We start from the raw sequence: 16,450 nt of genomic DNA, 5'->3' as shown, positions 1-16,450 counted from the left end.
CCCTACAGCAGGCCGTCCCACATCTGCTCCAGCAGCACCGACCACCAGCTCTCCGGCGAACCGAGCGCCGCCGCGTCCAGAGCCGCCAGCTGCGCCTGGAAGTCGACGGTCCAGCGGCCCGCCTGCTCCTGGTTCAGCCCGTACCGCAGACGCCACATCCGGCCCAGCAGGGCCAGGCAGCGCGCGAACTCCGGCAGTCCGCTGTTCACGAACTGCGGCGGCACCGGAGCCCCGCCCGGCCCCGCCTCCACCGGCACGGCCACGATGTTCGCCGTGCCGTACTGGACACAGATCGCCCTGCCGAAGTCGGTGCCCATGACGAGGTACGAGCCCGCGTCGGGCGCCGGCTGCACCCCGCGCTCGGCCGCCAGCTCCGCCAGCGTCGGAACGGGGCGGCCCGGCTGGGCCTGCGCCCAGAAGAACGGGCCCATGTCCAGCGGCAGACCCGCCACCACCAGGGTGTGCCCCACGACCGGCGGCACACCCTGCCGGGACACCGCCTGCTGCTCGAACCGGAAGACCCCCGGCCCGAACGCCGCCGCCAGCTCCTGGGCGATGCCCTCCGCCGGGACGGGTGGCGCGGCCTGCACCGGCGGCAACGGCGCCCGCACCGGCGCGGGCCGCGCCGGCCCGTCCGCCACCTGGTGCAACTCGCCCTGGTGCGCCAGCAACTGCTGCATGCCCTGCTGCCGGCTCGCGTGATCCGTGCCGTACGGCGCGATGCTCGCGATCCGCGCCTGCGGCCACTGCTCCCGGATCATCCGCGCGCAGTAGGCACCCGGCAGCTCGCACGACTCCAGCTCCGTGTGCAGCTCCAGCACCTGCCCCGGCGGCACGTTCATCGCCCGCAGCTCGTGGAAGATCTGCCACTCCGGGTGCGGCGTACCCGGCGCCGAACGCCGGATCAGCTGCTGCTCCGAGCCGTCCTGCGCGCGATAGCGCAGCACGGCCTGATAACCCGGGCCGACCGTCGGCTGTCCGGTGGGCTGCTGCGGATACCCGTACGCCGGCGGCTGCTCGGGACCGGGCGCGCCCGGCGGCGGCACCGCACCCGGCGGCATCGGCTGCGGGGCGCCCGGAGCGGCGGGCGGCATGCCTGGCACGCCGGGAACCCCCGGGACGCCTGGAACACCCGGAACGCCCGGCGGCATGCCTGAGCCGCCCGGCGCACCGAATGCACCGGGGACGGGTGGCGGAGGAGGTGCGCCCGGACCGGTCACCGGGGGCGCGGCCAGCACGGTCTCCGCGTGGTGCACGGCCCCGCGCCCGCCCCCCGCAGCGCCCGGAGCACCGGGACCGACAGGGGGGCCCGCAGGCTGCGGGGCAGCGGGGGCGCCGGGCACGGGAGGCATGCCCGGGGCGCCCGGACCTCCCTGCGCGCCCGGCAGACCCGTAACCCCCGGGGCGCCCGGAGGCTGCGGCGCGCCGCCCAGCTGACTGGGGTCGGCCAGCACCGTGGCCGCATGGTGCACGCCATCCGGAGGCGTGGAAGGCGGGTGGGGGGCGCCCGGAGCATTCGGCGCGCCCGGCGTCCGTCCCCCGTCCGCGCCCACCGGGCCGCCCGGGCCACCCGGCAGGCCCTGCCCCTCGGGCCCCTGCGGACCGAGCGCCGACACCAGCTGCGTCGGCACATACCCACCGGCAGGCGCACCCGGCGCCGGAGGCACAGCCCCGCTGCCCGGACGTGCGCCCGGCATGCCCGGGGCACCCGGCGGCGGAGGCGGCGCACCCACCCCGCCGCGCGCCTTCTTCGGCGGCGGAGCGGCCTTGCTCGTCGCGGCATCCGCGATGTCCCCGGCGTTCGGCGCAAGCGGCCGCACCGGCCCACCCGCGTCGCCCGAGGGCGGCGGGTAGCCGTAACCGGGAGCACCCGGCGCAGCGCCGGGACCCTGCGGATGGCCGTAGGGCGAGGCACCCGGGGGCGGCGGCGCAGGCGTGCTGCCCTGCCCAGCACCCGGCGCACCAGGATCAGCGGGGGGCGGCAGCGGAGTGCCGGGCGCCTGCGGATACGCGGGTGCGCCCGGCGCAGGCGCGCCAGGAGCGGCGGGCGCCTGGGGATAGCCGTACAGAGGCGTGCCCGGCGGCGCGGGCGGAGGCGTACCGCCCTGCACGGCGCCCGGCACACCAGGGACGGGAGGCGCCCCGGGCACACCGGGCGCGCCCGGCACAAAGCCCTGAGCGCCCGGCGTGTCCGGAGAATCGAGCGCCGGCGCGACCGCCGTCCTCGGCAGCGCGCTGCCCCCCGACATCAACGCCGTCTTCGCATCCGGCGCGCTCACCGCAGGCCGCACGCCCTCGTCCTCGGAATCGCTCAGCGGCGGCGCGAACACCGTCGCGGGCAACGGCACCGAACGGTCGTCCTCACCGGACCCCGCGTTCGTGTCCGTACCGGCCCACGGCGTGGCCCCGGCCGGCACCTCCGCGGAAGGCGCAGCCACCGGAGAGGACACCCCCGGCACACCGGAAACGCCCGGCCCGCCCTGCGCCCCACCGGACACAGCCGGATCCCCGGACGACGCCACCGGCACCCCGGCCCGCGTCTCAGCCGGCCCCGCCCCACCCGACGAAGCCCCACCGCCACCGGCACCGGACACCCCGGCACCCGAACCACCGGCCTCCTGCGGCCGCCGGTCCCCGATGCCCAGCTTGTCCGCCGCCTCCTGCAACCACTCCGGCGGAGTCAACAGGAACGACGTCTGATTCAGATCCACCCGCGCAGCCGCCGGCGCCGGAACCGCGTCCCGGGGCTCGTCCGCACGGCCGTACTCCTCCTCGTACCGGCGGATCACCTCACCCACCGGCAACCCCGGCCACAGCGTCGCCTCCCCGCTGTCCCGGGCGATCACGAGCCGCTGCGCGCCCGCATCCGAACGCGGACCCTCCGCCCGGTCCTCGCCCCACACCACGAAACCCAGCTCGAACTCCCGCACCCGCACCTCACGATGCTGGTACGCGGGCACGTCACCGTTGATCCACTCCTCGGCGCGCTCCTGCGCCTGCGCGTAGGTCACCATCGCCTGAAGCTCACTCCCCCACCGGGCCGGAAGACGCCGAGCCGGCCGACACCGCGACGACACGGGCGAAACCACCGTCGACCATCAGATTCGCCACCGTCTCCAACTCCGGCGGACTCCCCGCCAGTCGGGACAGGAAGGCATCGAAGTCGTCACCGCACGGCAGCAGCAGACGCTCCACCCGCTCCGCCGGCGACCACGAAGGATCCACGTCCCGCACATCGTCGTACGCACAGAACCACACCGAACCCAGCCGCTCGCCCTTCACCTTCACCGCGAGCAACCCGCCCTGCACGAAACCCACCCCGAGGTAATCCTTCGTCAGATGGTCGCGCAGACACTTGTTCACATACACCAGGTCGTTGACCGCCGCCTCGTCCCGCACCGTGAAGAACGGCTGATCCAGCAGCAGACCCGACTCCGCGTCCAGCGCCGTGCCCACCGGCGCACACCCGCCCGCAGCCTTCAGGAACGAGCGGTACGCGCCCGGAAGCCGGTAACCGAGATCCTCCTCGACACCCTGCACCTGCGCCTCCGACACCGCCACACCGGACTTCGGCAGCCCGAAATGCGCCGGCCGTGTCTCCTGCAACGGCCGCGTGCCCCGCTTGCCGTGGTCCACCGCCGCCGTCGCCACCCCACCGTGGTGCCGCAACAACGCCTTCACTTCGACCGGAACCAGCTCCAACCGCCGCGTGCCGACCACGTGATGCCACGTCCAGCCGTGCGGCGTCGCCACATCCGGCACCGTGTCCCACAACTCGTGCCCCGCCGCCGCCAACGCCGCGTTCGCCGACACATAGTCCGTCAGCCGCAACTCGTCGACACCGAACCCCTCCGGCGGCTCGGCGATCTCCACCGCCACGCGCGCGTACGGAGAGAAATCCGGGTAACCATGCTCGTCGACCCGTACCCCTCTCGGGTGACGCGCCGCCCGCACCGGATCCGGGAAGTGCACGACCTGCCCGGCATAGGCCGCGTTCGGCGGCGCGGCTTGTCCCCCGGCCTGGCGGCTGGGCGGTGCCCCCAGCCCGAGCCGACCTGTCGTCATGGCGGTAGCCCCCTGCGGCGTTCTCTCTGGCCTCAACGGCGGTGTCGATCGCGGATGCCGACAGCCTATGCGGTACGCGAACCCCGGTCACCGGCCCACCGCCTCCCCGGGGAAACCACCCCTCCGCTTCCGTGACCAGCCGTCACCCCACCGTGACCACCCACCCCCGACCGGGCGTGTCGCACCGCCCCAGCTTCCCCACCGGCCACGGCATTTGGCACCCTGTGTCCTTCGGGGGGATGCCCGGGGAGGGGAAACGATCATGAACACCTTGCGAACCGGAGGTACGGACGTGCGGGCCGGCGACCCTCGCATCGGCTGGAGCGGCACCGACACACCCCCCGCCCCCACCCTCCGGCACCGCCGCGACGGCATCCTGCCCACCGTCGCCGCCGCCCTCTCCGTCCGCGGCGCCACCCTCACCGGCACCGCCGCACGCGGCGACCAACCACCCGCCCTGCACCCCCTCGTCCAGGACTTCCTCGACACCCTCACCAGCGGCGAACGCGACCGCTTCACCGGCCGCTGCGCCGAAACCATCCTCATCTCCCGGCACCTCACCGCCGCCGACACCGCACGCAGCAGACGCGCCGCACGCAGACCCATGACCAACGGCGAAGCCCGCAAAGCCCTCAAGCAGGCCAAACTCACCACCCGCCGCATAGGCGAGGACGGCGACCCCCTCCACGGCAGCTTCGCCACCCCCTGCCGCGCCTGCACCGCCCTCACCGCCCACTTCGGCGTCCGCATCGTCGACCCCACGGCAACCGACGGCTGAAAACCACCGTCAACCCCAGTACCACCGCACCACACCGCCGGCACGACGAACGACGCACGAGACGAACGAAGGGCAGATGCACCCCGACCACGGCCCCACCCCCAGGCCCGCCGCCACCCGCCACGAGCACGGGACCACCCCGCCCCGCTTCCCCGTACTCGTCGACACCGCCCTGCGCACCGCCGGCTGGCAACCCGGACGCTGGGACATAAAGCAGGCCGAAATCTGGGCCGACACCCTCCGCGACCACACCTCACCCGCCGGACACCGGCACACCGTCTTCCCCGCCGCCGTGGAAGCCTGGGCCGAATTCGGCGGCCTCACCGTCACCCCCAACGGCCCCGGCCGCCAGATCGCCCCCGCCACCCTCCACCTCGACCCCCTCCACGGCCTCCACCACGCCCGCACCCTCGGCGACCTCGGCCGCGCCCTCGGCACCGAACTCTGCCCCCTCGGCGAAGAGACCGACACCGCCGCCGTCCTCGCCATCGACGCCGAAGGCCGCGTCTACGCCCTCGACCACACCGGCGACTGGTACATCGGCCCCGACATCGACCACGCCCTCACCACCCTCGTCACCGGCATCGAACCCGTCCGCCTCACCGCCGGCTGAAACACCCCCGCACAGCACAGGCCTACGCCGCCGGAATCACCGCCGACACCCGGAAACCCCCCGCATCCGTAGGCCCCGACACAAACACACCCCCCAGCCCCACCACCCGCTCCCGCATCCCCACCAGACCGTTCCCCCCCGACGGCAGCCCCGCCGCCGACGCCGACCCCGGCTCCGACGGCGGCTCGTTCTCCACCTGCATCGCGATCTCCGACACCCGATGCGCCAGCCGCACATGCGTCTTCGCACCCGCCGCATGCTTGTGGACGTTCGTCAACGCCTCCTGCACCACCCGGTACGCCGTCTGCTCGACCTCAGCCCGGTACGACCGCACCTCCCCCTCCACCGACAGATCCACGGCCATCCCCGCCGCCGCCGACTGCCCGATCAACTCCTCCAGCTCCGACAGCCACGGCCCGTCCACCGCGCTCTGCGCCTCGACCGCCAGGGAAGCCGCCGCCGCGGCAGCCTCCCGCACCGCCGCCAACGGCACCCCCGCCGCACGCCGGCCCACACCCTCCCCCGCCCGCAGCACACCCAGCATCTCCCGCAACTCGGTCAACGCCTGCCGCCCCATGTCCCCCACCAGCGCCGCGTTCCGCACGGCCTTCTCCGGATCCTTCCGGGCCACCGCCTGCAACGCCGCCGCATGCACCACCATCAGACTCACCCGATGCGCGACCACGTCATGCATCTCCCGCGCGATCCGCGTCCGCTCCTCGTTACGCGCCCACTCCGCACGCTCCTCGGCTCGCTCAGCGAGCAACTGCAGCTCCCGCTCCAGCGAATCCGCCCGCTCCCTCAGGCTCTCCATCAACCGCCGCCGCGCCCCCACGTACAACCCCAGCAGCACCGGCGGAGCCGTCAGCCCCAACGCCGTCGCCACCGCCGCGAACGGCACGAACCAGTCACCCAGCGTCAGATCGCCACGCGCCATGTCCTGCCGCACCCGCACGAACGTCACCACCGCCGTGCCCACCAGCGACATCCCCGCCAGCGCCCCGATGATCCGGCGCGGCAGCTCACACGCCGCCAGGGTGTACAGGCCGACGATCCCCAGCAGAAACCCCATCTGCGCCGGCGTGATCGCGATCGCCACCAGAACCACCGCGATCGGCCACTTCCGCCGCACCAGCAGCACGGACCCGGCGATCAACCCGAAGACGATCCCCACCGCCACCGGGAGCCCCGCGTCCCGGGCGAACGGAATACCCTCGGCCCCGCACTCCAGGGCGGACACCAGCGCGAGACTCCCGTCGAGCGCGGCACTACGCCGCCTGGCCCACCACCACGGCCCCGTCCGGGCCACGGCCTGCTCTTCCCCCGTCGTGGTCATACCTCCAGCCTACGGGCGGCGGCTGCGGCTTTTCCGGTGACTTTCACCTACCTCCACACACCACACCCCGCAACCGAGCCACCTCGAAAACCCACCAAATCACTCGAACTGGTGAACCCTTCCCGTTCGACTCAGGAACGCCCCATTCCGTCCGGACGGTATGCCCATGGCACATTCACAAGGCAAATACGCCGACTTCGAGGCGCTGCGGGAGCGGGCGCTCGCGTTACGGCGGGCCGGCCACAGCCTCCGGCAGATCCGCGACGAGCTGAAGATCTACAACAACGACGTCCTCAACCAGCTGGTGAAGGGGGAACCGCCACCGGAGTGGACCAAACGCCCGAACGCAAAGGACGACCTCAGGACCAAGGCCCGCGAGCTACGGCTCCAGGGCCGGCCCTACGACCAGATCGAGGCGGAACTGGGGTGCTCGCGGAGTTCGGTCTCGCTGTGGGTGCGGGATCTGCCGAGGCCGGAACGCAGGCGGACTCCCGAAGAAGCGGCAGCCGTCGCACGCAAGGGCTGGGAAGAGAGGGCCAAGCTGGCGATCGGCACCCTGTCGACACGCGAGCTGTTCCTGCTGGGCGTGGGCCTCTACTGGGCGGAGGGAGGCAAGGACAAGCCGTACGACCGCCGCGAGAACGTCACCTTCGTCAACAGCGACCCCGGCATGATCGAGGTCTTCATGGCCTGGCTCGACCTCCTGGGCGTGGAACGCGACCGCCTCCGGTTCATCGTGATGATCCACGAGACGGCGGACGTCACAGCTGCGGAAGACTACTGGGCAGACCTCGTCGGAGCCGACCGGTCGTCCTTCAACAAGACGACCGTCAAGAAGCACAACCCCAGGACGGTCCGCAAGAACACCGGCGACAAGTACCGGGGGTGCCTCGTGATCAAAGTCCTGAAAGGTGCCGACTTGTACCGTCGCATCGAAGGCTCTTGGTACGGCATAGTGGAGGCCGTGCGCGAAACCGATCAATCAAATCGGACATAGCGCATAAACCATCCCGGATCGTCTAAGGGCAGGACAAACGGTTTTGGTCCGTTGAATGAGGGTTCGAATCCTTCTCCGGGAGCGCACAGCACACAAGACCCACGTTCGGGCCCTGACCGGTAACCCCACCGTCAGGGCCCGCTCTCACCTCACCCAGGAAACGCCCCGGTATCCTGCGGCTGTCATCCCCACTCACCCACAGCCGAAGGGCAACCCCGTGAGCGCCATCCGCCCGGCAGCCGTCGTCGTTCTCGCAGCGGGTGAGGGCACCCGTATGAAGTCGGCCACACCGAAGGTCCTGCACGAGATCTGTGGCCGTTCCCTGGTCGGTCATGTGCTGGCCGCCTCCCGTGAGTTGGACCCGCAGAGCCTGGTGGTCGTCGTGGGTCACGCCCGGGAGCAGGTCTCCGCCCACCTCGCCGAGATCGACCCGGACACCAGGACCGCCGTGCAGGCGGAGCAGAACGGCACCGGGCACGCCGTGCGCATGGGCCTGGAGGAGCTGGGCGGCACCGTGAACGGGACGGTCGTGGTCGTGTGCGGGGACACGCCTCTGCTGACCGCCGGCACGCTGAAGCAGCTCGCCGGGACGCATCACGCCGACGGCAACGCCGTGACCGTGCTGACCGCGGTGGTGCCGGACGCGACCGGCTACGGGCGGATCGTGCGGGACGGGGCGACCGGTGCGGTGACCGCGATCGTGGAGCACAAGGACGCGACGGATGCCCAGCGGGCGATCCGGGAGATCAACAGCGGGGTGTTCGCGTTCGACGGGCAGTTGCTGGCGGACGCGCTGAAGAAGGTGCGGACGGACAACAGTCAGGGTGAGGAGTACCTGACGGACGTCCTGGGGATCCTCCGCGAGGCGGGTCACCGTGTCGGGGCGTCGGTCGCGGCCGATCACCGGGAGATCGCCGGGATCAACAACCGGGTGCAGCTGGCCGAGGCGCGCCGGATCCTGAACGACCGGTTGCTGACCGTTGCCATGCTCGACGGTGTGACCGTCGTCGACCCTTCGACCACCTGGGTCGATGTGACCGTGACCTTCGAGCGGGATGCCGTGGTGCATCCGGGTACGCAGCTGACCGGGGCGACGCACATCGGTGAGGGTGCCGAGGTGGGGCCGAACAGCCGGCTGAAGGACACCCGGGTGGGTGCGGGGGCACGGGTGGACAACACGGTGTCCGACGGGGCGGTCGTGGGTCCGGAGGCGTCCGTGGGGCCGTACGCGTATCTGCGGCCGGGTACGCGGCTGGGTGCCAAGGGGAAGATCGGGACGTACGTCGAGACGAAGAACGCCTCGATCGGGGAGGGCACGAAGGTGCCGCATCTGTCGTACGTGGGTGACGCGACGATCGGTGAGTACACGAACATCGGGGCGGCGAGTGTGTTCGTGAACTACGACGGTCAGGAGAAGCACCACACGACGGTCGGGTCGCACTGCCGTACTGGTTCGGACAACATGTTTGTGGCTCCTGTCACGGTCGGGGACGGTGCTTACACCGCCGCCGGGTCCGTGATCACGAAGGATGTGCCGCCCGGTTCGCTGGCCGTGGCCCGTGGTCAGCAGCGGAATATCGAGGGTTGGGTGGCTCGGAAGCGTCCGGGGAGCGCGGCGGCGAAGGCGGCCGAGGTGGCGTCCCGGAGGGGCGAGGGCGAGGACTGACCGGAAACGCGTGCGCCAAACACGGCGTACCGTGATAAGTGCACATCCGCACACGTGCACCCGCATCCCTACCAGCTGATTCGGCCTCTCATGCGCAGGCGGGAGGTCGCAGACGCGGTCGGCTGGCTGAGACAACCTCTGAGGAGACTGTGCTGTGACCGGGATCAAGACGACCGGCGAGAAGAAGTTGATGTTCTTCTCCGGCCGCGCCCACCCCGAGCTTGCCGAGGAGGTCGCCCAGCAGCTGGGTGTCGGGGTCGTCCCGACGAAGGCCTTCGACTTCGCGAACGGTGAGATCTACGTCCGTTACCAGGAGTCGGCTCGTGGTGCGGACTGCTTCGTGATCCAGAGCCACACGGCTCCGATCAACCAGTGGATCATGGAGCAGCTGATCATGCTCGACGCGCTGAAGCGTGCGTCGGCTCGTTCCATCACGGTGATTGTGCCGTTCTACGGTTACGCGCGGCAGGACAAGAAGCACCGGGGTCGTGAACCGATTTCGGCGCGTCTGATCGCGGATCTGATGAAGACGGCGGGGGCTGACCGGATTCTGACCGTGGATCTGCACACGGATCAGATTCAGGGCTTCTTCGACGGGCCTGTGGACCACTTGTTCGCGCTTCCGCTGTTGGCGGACTACGTGGGTGAGAAGGTGGACCGGGACAAGCTGACGGTGGTGTCGCCGGACGCGGGTCGCGTGCGCGTGGCGGACCGGTGGTGTGACCGGCTGGGTGCGCCGTTGGCGATCGTGCACAAGCGGCGCGACAAGGACGTGGCGAACCAGGTGACGGTCCATGAGGTCGTGGGTGAGGTCAAGGGCCGGGTGTGTGTCCTGGTCGATGACATGATCGACACGGGTGGGACGATCTGTGCGGCCGCCGATGCGTTGTTCGCGCATGGTGCGGAGGATGTCATCGTCACCGCGACGCACGGTGTGCTGTCGGGTCCGGCTGCGGATCGGCTGAAGAACAGCCGGGTGAGTGAGTTCGTGTTCACGAACACGTTGCCGACGCCGGCGGAGCTGGGCCGGGATCTGGACAAGATCACGGTGCTGTCGATCGCTCCGACGATCGCGAGTGCGGTGCGTGAGGTGTTCGAGGACGGGTCGGTGACCAGCCTCTTCGACGAGCAGTGAGGTTTCTGCTGCCCCACTCCCTGTGGTAGTGGAAGATCCTTTTGGTGCGGCCTCCCCCTCCGAGTAGACTGCTGCAGTTGCTCGGCGAGGGAGGCCGTTGTCGCGTATGCGATGACGGCGGTCCGTTATCGACGCGCTCTTCGTAGCAGGCCGTTCGTGGCCGGGTGACCACGTCCGTTCCGAGTTACTACGAGGAGTGATCAACATGTCCGAGGTGAAGCTCGCCGCCGAGACCCGTTCCGAGTTCGGCAAGGGTGCGGCGCGCCGCATCCGCCGCGAGAACAAGGTTCCGGTCGTTCTCTACGGCCACGGCACCGAGCCGGTGCACCTGACCCTGCCGGGTCACGACCTGCTGCTGGCGCTGCGTACGCCGAACGTCCTGATCTCCCTGGACATCGACGGCAAGACCAGCGAGCTGGCGATCCCGAAGGCCGTCCAGCGTGACGCGATCAAGGGCTTCCTGGAGCACGTGGACCTGCTGCTGGTCAAGCGTGGCGAGAAGGTCACGGTCGAGATCCCGGTGCACGCCGAGGGCGAGCTGGCCCCGGGTGGCAACCTGCTGGAGCACGTCCTGTCCGCGCTGCCGGTCGAGGCCGAGGCGACCCACATCCCCGAGGCCGTCACGGTCTCCGTCGAGGGTCTGCAGGCCGGTGCCTCCATCCACGCCAAGGACATCACCCTGCCGAGCGGTGTGACCCTGGCCGTCGACGAGGACGCGGTCGTCCTCCAGGTGCTGCAGGCCCAGGTCGAGGAGACCGAGGGCGAGGCCGCCGAGGAGGGCGAGGAGGCGGCCGAGGTCTGATCCTCGACCGTCGTCGTCATTTGTTCAGCCGCTGCTTCCCTCGCGGGGAGCGGCGGCTGGCGCGTATCAAGGAGACATGGACGTGACCACCCCTGCCAGTGGCCCCTGGCTGATCGTCGGGCTCGGCAATCCCGGGCCGGAGTACGCCATGAACCGGCACAACGTCGGTTTCATGGTGGTGGACCTGCTCGCGGAGCGGATCGGGGGGAAGTTCAAGCGGGCGGGCAAGGCGCAGGCGCAGGTGCTGGAGGGGCGGATCGGTCCGGTGGGTCCGGCGAACCGGCGGGTGATCCTGGCGAAGCCGATGTCGTACATGAATCTGTCCGGCGGTCCGGTGAACGCGCTGCGGGACTTCTACAAGGTGCCGGTGGCGAACATCGTGGCCGTGCACGACGAGCTGGACATCGACCACGGGACGCTGCGGCTGAAGCTGGGCGGTGGCGACAACGGGCACAACGGTCTGAAGTCGATGACGAAGGCGATGGGTTCGGACTATCACCGGGTGCGGTTCGGGATCGGCCGGCCTCCGGGTCGTATGCAGGTGGCGGACTTCGTGCTGAAGGACTTCTCGTCGGCGGAGCGCAAGGAGCTGGACTACTTCGTGGACCGTGCGGCGGACGCGGTGGAGTGTCTGGTGACGGAGGGGCTGGAGCGGGCGCAGAGCGCGTACAACTCCTGAGGGTGCGGGCGCGGTACGACGCGCCGTACAACGGGGGACTTGTACGGCTTTGGCTGCCGGCGAGTTGACCGGTCGTCGCGGTATGGCCAATGATCCCGGCCATGCCTGCCTCTGCCAGCTCTGCTCGCCAGGCGTCCGTGACCGCGTTGCGGTTCGGGCGGGTCGCGGCGATGGGCGCCCTAGCCGCGTTGATCCTGTTCGCCGGGGTGTGGGGTTCCTGGGGTACCGCGCAGCACGTGATGCTGGTCAAGGGGCGTGAGGCCGGCACGGTGCGGGTGACGGGATGTTCGGGGCACACCTGCACGGGGCCGTTCACGCCGACGTCCTCGGGGGCGCGGGCACGCGCGCGCGTGGAGATCGCGAAGTCGGTGGCGGTGCGCCGGGGGCGGACGTACGACGTCGTGCTGAAGCCGGGTACGGCGGACGCGGTGCGCTCGGGGCCCGCGGGAATTCTGTACGCCTGGGTGCCGTTCGGCGGGGCGCTGGTGCTGGCATCGGTGGTGGTGGCGGGCGGGATGCGGTTGACGCGGGCGGCGTGGGTGCTGGGGCTCGCCGGGGTCGGGTTGCTGACGGCGGCCTATCTGGCGGTGTCCGCCGGTTCGTGACGGGGTGCGCGGGGCCGGCGGACAGGTGTTGCGTCTTCGTGATTGACCTTGGGTCAGTCGTGGCTGGAAGCTGAGCCGCCCCCTCCACATCCTTCCCGTAGGCCACTCGAAGATGGGCCAGCCCCATGCGTACCCTCATTCGTGCCGGCGCAGTGACCTCTGGTCTGTGCGCGGCACTGTTCCTCGCCCCCGCGGCCCACGCGGCTCCGCCCGGTGACAACGGCGATGTGAAGATCCACAAGTCCACGACGGACGCAGCCGACGAGCGCAACGAGCCGCACGTGTGCTCCTTCTACATCGATGCCTTCCACTTCGACGGTGGCCAGCAGGTCGACTGGCACATCGAGGTGTGGGCCCCGACCGGTGGGACGAAGGGCACGACGGTGAAGTCGGGTGCCCTGTCCCTGGACGCCGACGGTCACGGCCGCACGCAGGACATGACCCTTCCCGGCGGGCACTACAAGCTGTTCTGGAACTTCGACGGCGAGAAGGGCGCGGCCAAGCACAAGGTGTTCTGGTCGGAGTGTCAGGACTCGGGTGGCGGTGGCGGTACGCCGTCGTCGGGTCCGTCGTCCGGTACGACGTCGAGCGCGTCCCCCGCGCCGTCCTCGTCGCCTTCCTCGTCGTCTCCGTCCTCCTCTGCGTCCTCGTCGTCCTCGGCTGCTCCCGCTCCGTCGTCCTCGCCGTCGGCGCAGGGCGGTGGCGGTGGTCTGGCCGAGACCGGGAACGGTGTTCCGGTGGGGGTGCTGTCGGGTGTCGCGGCGGCGCTGGTCGGCGCGGGCGGCTGTCTGGCGCTGTGGCGCCGGAAGGCGCGAGGCTGACCTGAGGCGGGAAAGGGCGGTGCCCCCGGCGTCGTACGACCCCGGGGGCACCCTCTTGTGTGGTGTGGGCGTCAGCCGGTGTTGCGCAGGCCGGCTGCCACACCGTTGACGGTGAGGAGCAGGGCGCGGGAGAGCAGCGGGTCGGGGTCGGTGCCCGCGGCCGCGGCGTCGCGCTGGCGCTTGAGCAGGGTGACCTGGAGGTAGGAGATGGGGTCCAGGTAGGCGTCGCGGATGGCGAAGGTCTGCTTCAGGACGGGCTGGGCGTCCAGCAGTTCCTGCTCACCGGTGATGCGGAGCACCTCGCGGACGGTCAGCTCGTGTTCCGCCCTGATGGTGTCGAAGACGTGCTTCAGCTCGTCGGGGACGAGGGTGTCGACGTAGTGCTGGGCGATTCTGAGGTCGGTCTTGGCGAGGGTCATCTCGACGTTGGAGATGAAGTTGCGGAAGAAGTGCCACTGTTCGTGCATCTCGCCGAGCACGGTGTCCAGACCGGTTTCCCGCAGCGCCTTGAGGCCGGAGCCGACACCGAACCAGCCGGGCACGATCTGCCGGGACTGGGTCCAGCCGAACACCCACGGAATGGCGCGCAGGCCGTCGAGCGAGACGCCCGAGCCGGGGCGGCGGGAGGGCCGCGAGCCCAGGTGCAGCTCGGCGAGCTGGTCCACGGGCGTGGAGGCGAGGAAGTACGTCGGCAGGTCGGGGTCCTCGACGAGCCGACGGTAGGCGGCGTGGGCGGCGTCGGAGACGACGTCCATGGCGGCGTCCCAGCGGGCGAGGGCCTCGTCGGACTGGCGGGGCGCCGTGTGCAGGGCGGAGGCCTGCAGGGTGGCGGCGACGGTCAGTTCCAGGTTCTCCCGGGCGAGGGAGGGGATGAGGTACTTGTCGGAGATGACCTCGCCCTGCTCGGTGACCTTGATCTCGCCTTCCAGGGTGCCCCAGGGCTGGGCGAGGATCGCGTCGTGGGAAGGGCCGCCGCCGCGGCCGACGGTGCCGCCGCGGCCGTGGAAGAGACGCAGGCGGACGCCGTAGCGGTGGGCGACGTCGCGCAGCCGGCGCTGGGCGCGGTGGATCTCCCACTGGCTGGTGGTGATGCCGCCGAACTTCGAGGAGTCGGAGTAGCCGAGCATGACCTCCTGGACGTCGCCGCGCAGTGCGACCAGGCGCCGGTAGGACGGGTCGGAGAGCATGTCCTCCAGGATGGTGTCGGCGGCCTTCAGCTCGTCCGTGGTCTCCAGCAGCGGCACGATGCCGATCCTGGCCCAGCCGGCGTGGAGGTCGACGAGGCCGGCCTCGCGGGCGAGGACGGCGGCGGCGAAGACGTCGTCGGCGCCCTGACACATGGAGATGATGTAGGACTCGACGACCTCGGGGCCGAAGACCTCCAGGGCCTTCTTGACGGTCTCGAAGACGCCGAGGGTCTTGGCGCCGGCCGCGTCGACGGGAGCCGGGGTCGGGGCGAGCGGCCTTCTGGACCTCAGTTCCTTGGCGAGGAGCTTGGTGCGGTACTCGCGGGGCATGTCGGCGTAGCGCCAGGACTCCTCGCCGAGGCGGTCGAAGAGCTGGCCGAGGGCGTGGTGGTGGGCGTCGGCGTGTTCGCGGACGTCCATGGTGGCGAGCTGGAGGCCGAAGGCGGCCAGGGTGCGGATGGTGCGGGCCAGGCGGCCGTCGGCGAGCAGGCCGCCGCGGTGCTCGCGCAGGGAGACCTGGATGATCCGCAGGTCCTTGAGCATCTCGCTGGTGCCGAGGTAGTCGCGGCCCTCTTCGTGGGGGGTGCCCTTGGCGAGGCGCTGCTTGGTGTTCTCCAGCTTCTGCCGGATGCAGGTGGCCTTGAGCCGGTAGGGCTCCTCGGCGTTGAGGCGCTTGTAGCGGGGGCTGATCTCGGGGAGGAGTTCGAGGTCCCGCTCGAGGGATTCCAGCAGCTCCGGTGTGGCGCCGGTGTAGCGGATGGAGTTGGAGAGCAGTCCGCGCAGCTCGTCGATCATCTCCAGGGCGTCGTTGATGCCGTGTTCGTGCTGGAGGATGAGGACGTCCCAGGTGACCTGGGGGGTGACGTTGGGGTTGCCGTCGCGGTCGCCGCCGATCCAGGTGCCGAAGGTGAGGGGGCGGGTTTCGTCGGGGAGGTTGACGCCGACGCGTTCCAGTTCCGCGGTCAGGTCCTCGAGGACGTCGCCGACGGCGTCGGCGTGCAGCTCGTCGAGGTAGTAGATGGCGTTGCGGGCCTCGTCGGCGGGCTCGGGGCGGACGACGCGCAGTTCGTCGGTCTGCCACACGAGGTCGATGTTCTCGGCGAGGCGGACGTCGTGGCGGCGGCGGTCCGAGCCCTGGACGGGGGTCTCCAGGAGCGCGGCGATGCGCCGGAGCTTGTTGAGGACCGACCGGCGCGCGGCCTCGGTGGGGTGTGCGGTGAAGACCGGGCGGACGTTGAGGTTCTGGACGGTCTGCCTCAGGTGTTCGGGGTCGGCGTCCTTCAGGCGGTCGGCCGTGCGGGCGAGGAGGCCGCCCTCGGCGGCGCGCCGGGCGCGCAGTTCCCGGCCGCGGTGCACCTGTTCGGTGACGTTGGCGAGGTGGAAGTAGGTGGAGAAGGCGCGGACCAGCTTGGCCGCTGTCTCCAGTTCGATGCCACGCAGCAGCTCGGCGGCGGCCTCGCCGTCCTCGCGGGTGAGGCGGCGGACCTTCTCGACCAGGTCGAGGAGTTCTGGGCCTTCCTGCCGTACGAGGGTCTCGCCCAGGAGATCACCCAGCCGGCGGATGTCGGCGCGCAGCTCGCTGCCGGTCGTGGTGGTCTGGTCGTCGGCACTGCTCACAGGTGCGGCTCCTTGCAGTGTTGAAGCTCGTCTGGGAGGGAACCCGGGCGGCTGCCACGCGGCGGGAGCCGCATACGGGCCTGAGCGTCCGGGAAGGAAACTTCAGCGGACCGCGCTGTCCGACCGAGTTCAAGGATAGGTGTCGATGG

General features: G+C 70.9%; 13 protein-coding genes and 1 tRNA gene. 10 read left to right on the top strand and 4 right to left on the bottom strand.

What is annotated here, in order from left to right; translation table 11 throughout:
• Positions 1 to 2 precede the first annotated feature (2 nt).
• The gene (locus tag ABZ919_RS19235) at positions 3 to 3,014 is read right to left on the bottom strand and encodes an SUKH-4 family immunity protein (protein WP_361248937.1); all 3,012 of its coding nucleotides are present in this window, start codon (positions 3,012 to 3,014) and stop codon (positions 3 to 5) included.
• Between the two features lie 10 nt (positions 3,015 to 3,024).
• On the bottom strand, positions 3,025 to 4,065 hold the full coding sequence (locus ABZ919_RS19230) for an SMI1/KNR4 family protein (RefSeq protein ID WP_361248931.1): 1,041 nt from the start codon (positions 4,063 to 4,065) through the stop codon (positions 3,025 to 3,027).
• 262 nt (positions 4,066 to 4,327) lie between these two features.
• On the opposite strand from ABZ919_RS19230, the gene ABZ919_RS19225 reads away from it, so the two are divergent.
• Both ABZ919_RS19225 and ABZ919_RS19220 read left to right on the top strand, forming a co-directional pair.
• Positions 4,328 to 4,843, top strand: coding sequence for a YwqJ-related putative deaminase (locus ABZ919_RS19225; protein WP_361248929.1), 516 nt, complete (start codon positions 4,328 to 4,330; stop codon positions 4,841 to 4,843).
• Positions 4,844 to 4,919: 76 nt separating this feature from the next.
• On the top strand, positions 4,920 to 5,456 hold the full coding sequence (locus tag ABZ919_RS19220) for an SUKH-3 domain-containing protein (RefSeq protein WP_361248926.1): 537 nt from the start codon (positions 4,920 to 4,922) through the stop codon (positions 5,454 to 5,456).
• A 22-nt stretch (positions 5,457 to 5,478) separates the two neighbouring features.
• On the opposite strand, the gene ABZ919_RS19215 is transcribed toward ABZ919_RS19220, so the two are convergent.
• Positions 5,479 to 6,792, bottom strand: coding sequence for a histidine kinase (locus ABZ919_RS19215; RefSeq protein ID WP_361248923.1), 1,314 nt, complete (start codon positions 6,790 to 6,792; stop codon positions 5,479 to 5,481).
• 166 nt (positions 6,793 to 6,958) lie between these two features.
• Here ABZ919_RS19215 and ABZ919_RS19210 point away from each other — a divergent pair, with 166 nt between their 5' ends.
• The 8 genes from ABZ919_RS19210 (at position 6,959) to ABZ919_RS19175 (ending at position 13,497) form a co-directional block, all read left to right on the top strand.
• Complete coding sequence (locus ABZ919_RS19210; RefSeq protein ID WP_361248920.1) at positions 6,959 to 7,789, top strand: hypothetical protein; 831 nt, start codon at positions 6,959 to 6,961, stop codon at positions 7,787 to 7,789.
• Positions 7,790 to 7,800: 11 nt separating this feature from the next.
• A tRNA-Gln gene (locus ABZ919_RS19205) sits at positions 7,801 to 7,871 on the top strand.
• Positions 7,872 to 8,006: 135 nt separating this feature from the next.
• Positions 8,007 to 9,455, top strand: coding sequence for a bifunctional UDP-N-acetylglucosamine diphosphorylase/glucosamine-1-phosphate N-acetyltransferase GlmU (gene glmU, locus ABZ919_RS19200; protein WP_361248917.1), 1,449 nt, complete (start codon positions 8,007 to 8,009; stop codon positions 9,453 to 9,455).
• Between the two features lie 154 nt (positions 9,456 to 9,609).
• Positions 9,610 to 10,590 carry a ribose-phosphate diphosphokinase gene (locus ABZ919_RS19195; RefSeq protein WP_361248914.1) on the top strand — a complete coding sequence of 327 codons (981 nt, stop codon included), beginning with the start codon at positions 9,610 to 9,612 and terminating at the stop codon, positions 10,588 to 10,590.
• 205 nt (positions 10,591 to 10,795) lie between these two features.
• A complete protein-coding gene (locus ABZ919_RS19190) occupies positions 10,796 to 11,392 on the top strand; it encodes a 50S ribosomal protein L25/general stress protein Ctc (protein ID WP_361248912.1) in 597 nt (198 codons plus the stop codon).
• 76 nt (positions 11,393 to 11,468) lie between these two features.
• Positions 11,469 to 12,071, top strand: coding sequence for an aminoacyl-tRNA hydrolase (pth, locus tag ABZ919_RS19185; protein ID WP_361248909.1), 603 nt, complete (start codon positions 11,469 to 11,471; stop codon positions 12,069 to 12,071).
• Between the two features lie 89 nt (positions 12,072 to 12,160).
• Entirely contained in the window at positions 12,161 to 12,676 is a 516-nt protein-coding gene (locus ABZ919_RS19180; RefSeq protein WP_361248906.1) for a hypothetical protein, read from the top strand.
• A gap of 125 nt (positions 12,677 to 12,801) precedes the next feature.
• Complete coding sequence (locus ABZ919_RS19175) at positions 12,802 to 13,497, top strand: hypothetical protein (RefSeq protein ID WP_361248903.1); 696 nt, start codon at positions 12,802 to 12,804, stop codon at positions 13,495 to 13,497.
• 71 nt (positions 13,498 to 13,568) lie between these two features.
• Here ABZ919_RS19175 and ppc read toward each other — a convergent pair whose 3' ends face one another.
• Entirely contained in the window at positions 13,569 to 16,301 is a 2,733-nt protein-coding gene (gene ppc, locus ABZ919_RS19170; protein ID WP_361248900.1) for a phosphoenolpyruvate carboxylase, read from the bottom strand.
• Positions 16,302 to 16,450: the final 149 nt, after the last annotated feature.

The organism is Streptomyces sp. NPDC046759, from assembly GCF_040645475.1.
Classification (GTDB): domain Bacteria; phylum Actinomycetota; class Actinomycetes; order Streptomycetales; family Streptomycetaceae; genus Streptomyces.
The sequence above is the reverse complement of the archived record's forward strand: the minus strand, read 5'-3'. Positions and strand labels throughout refer to the sequence as shown.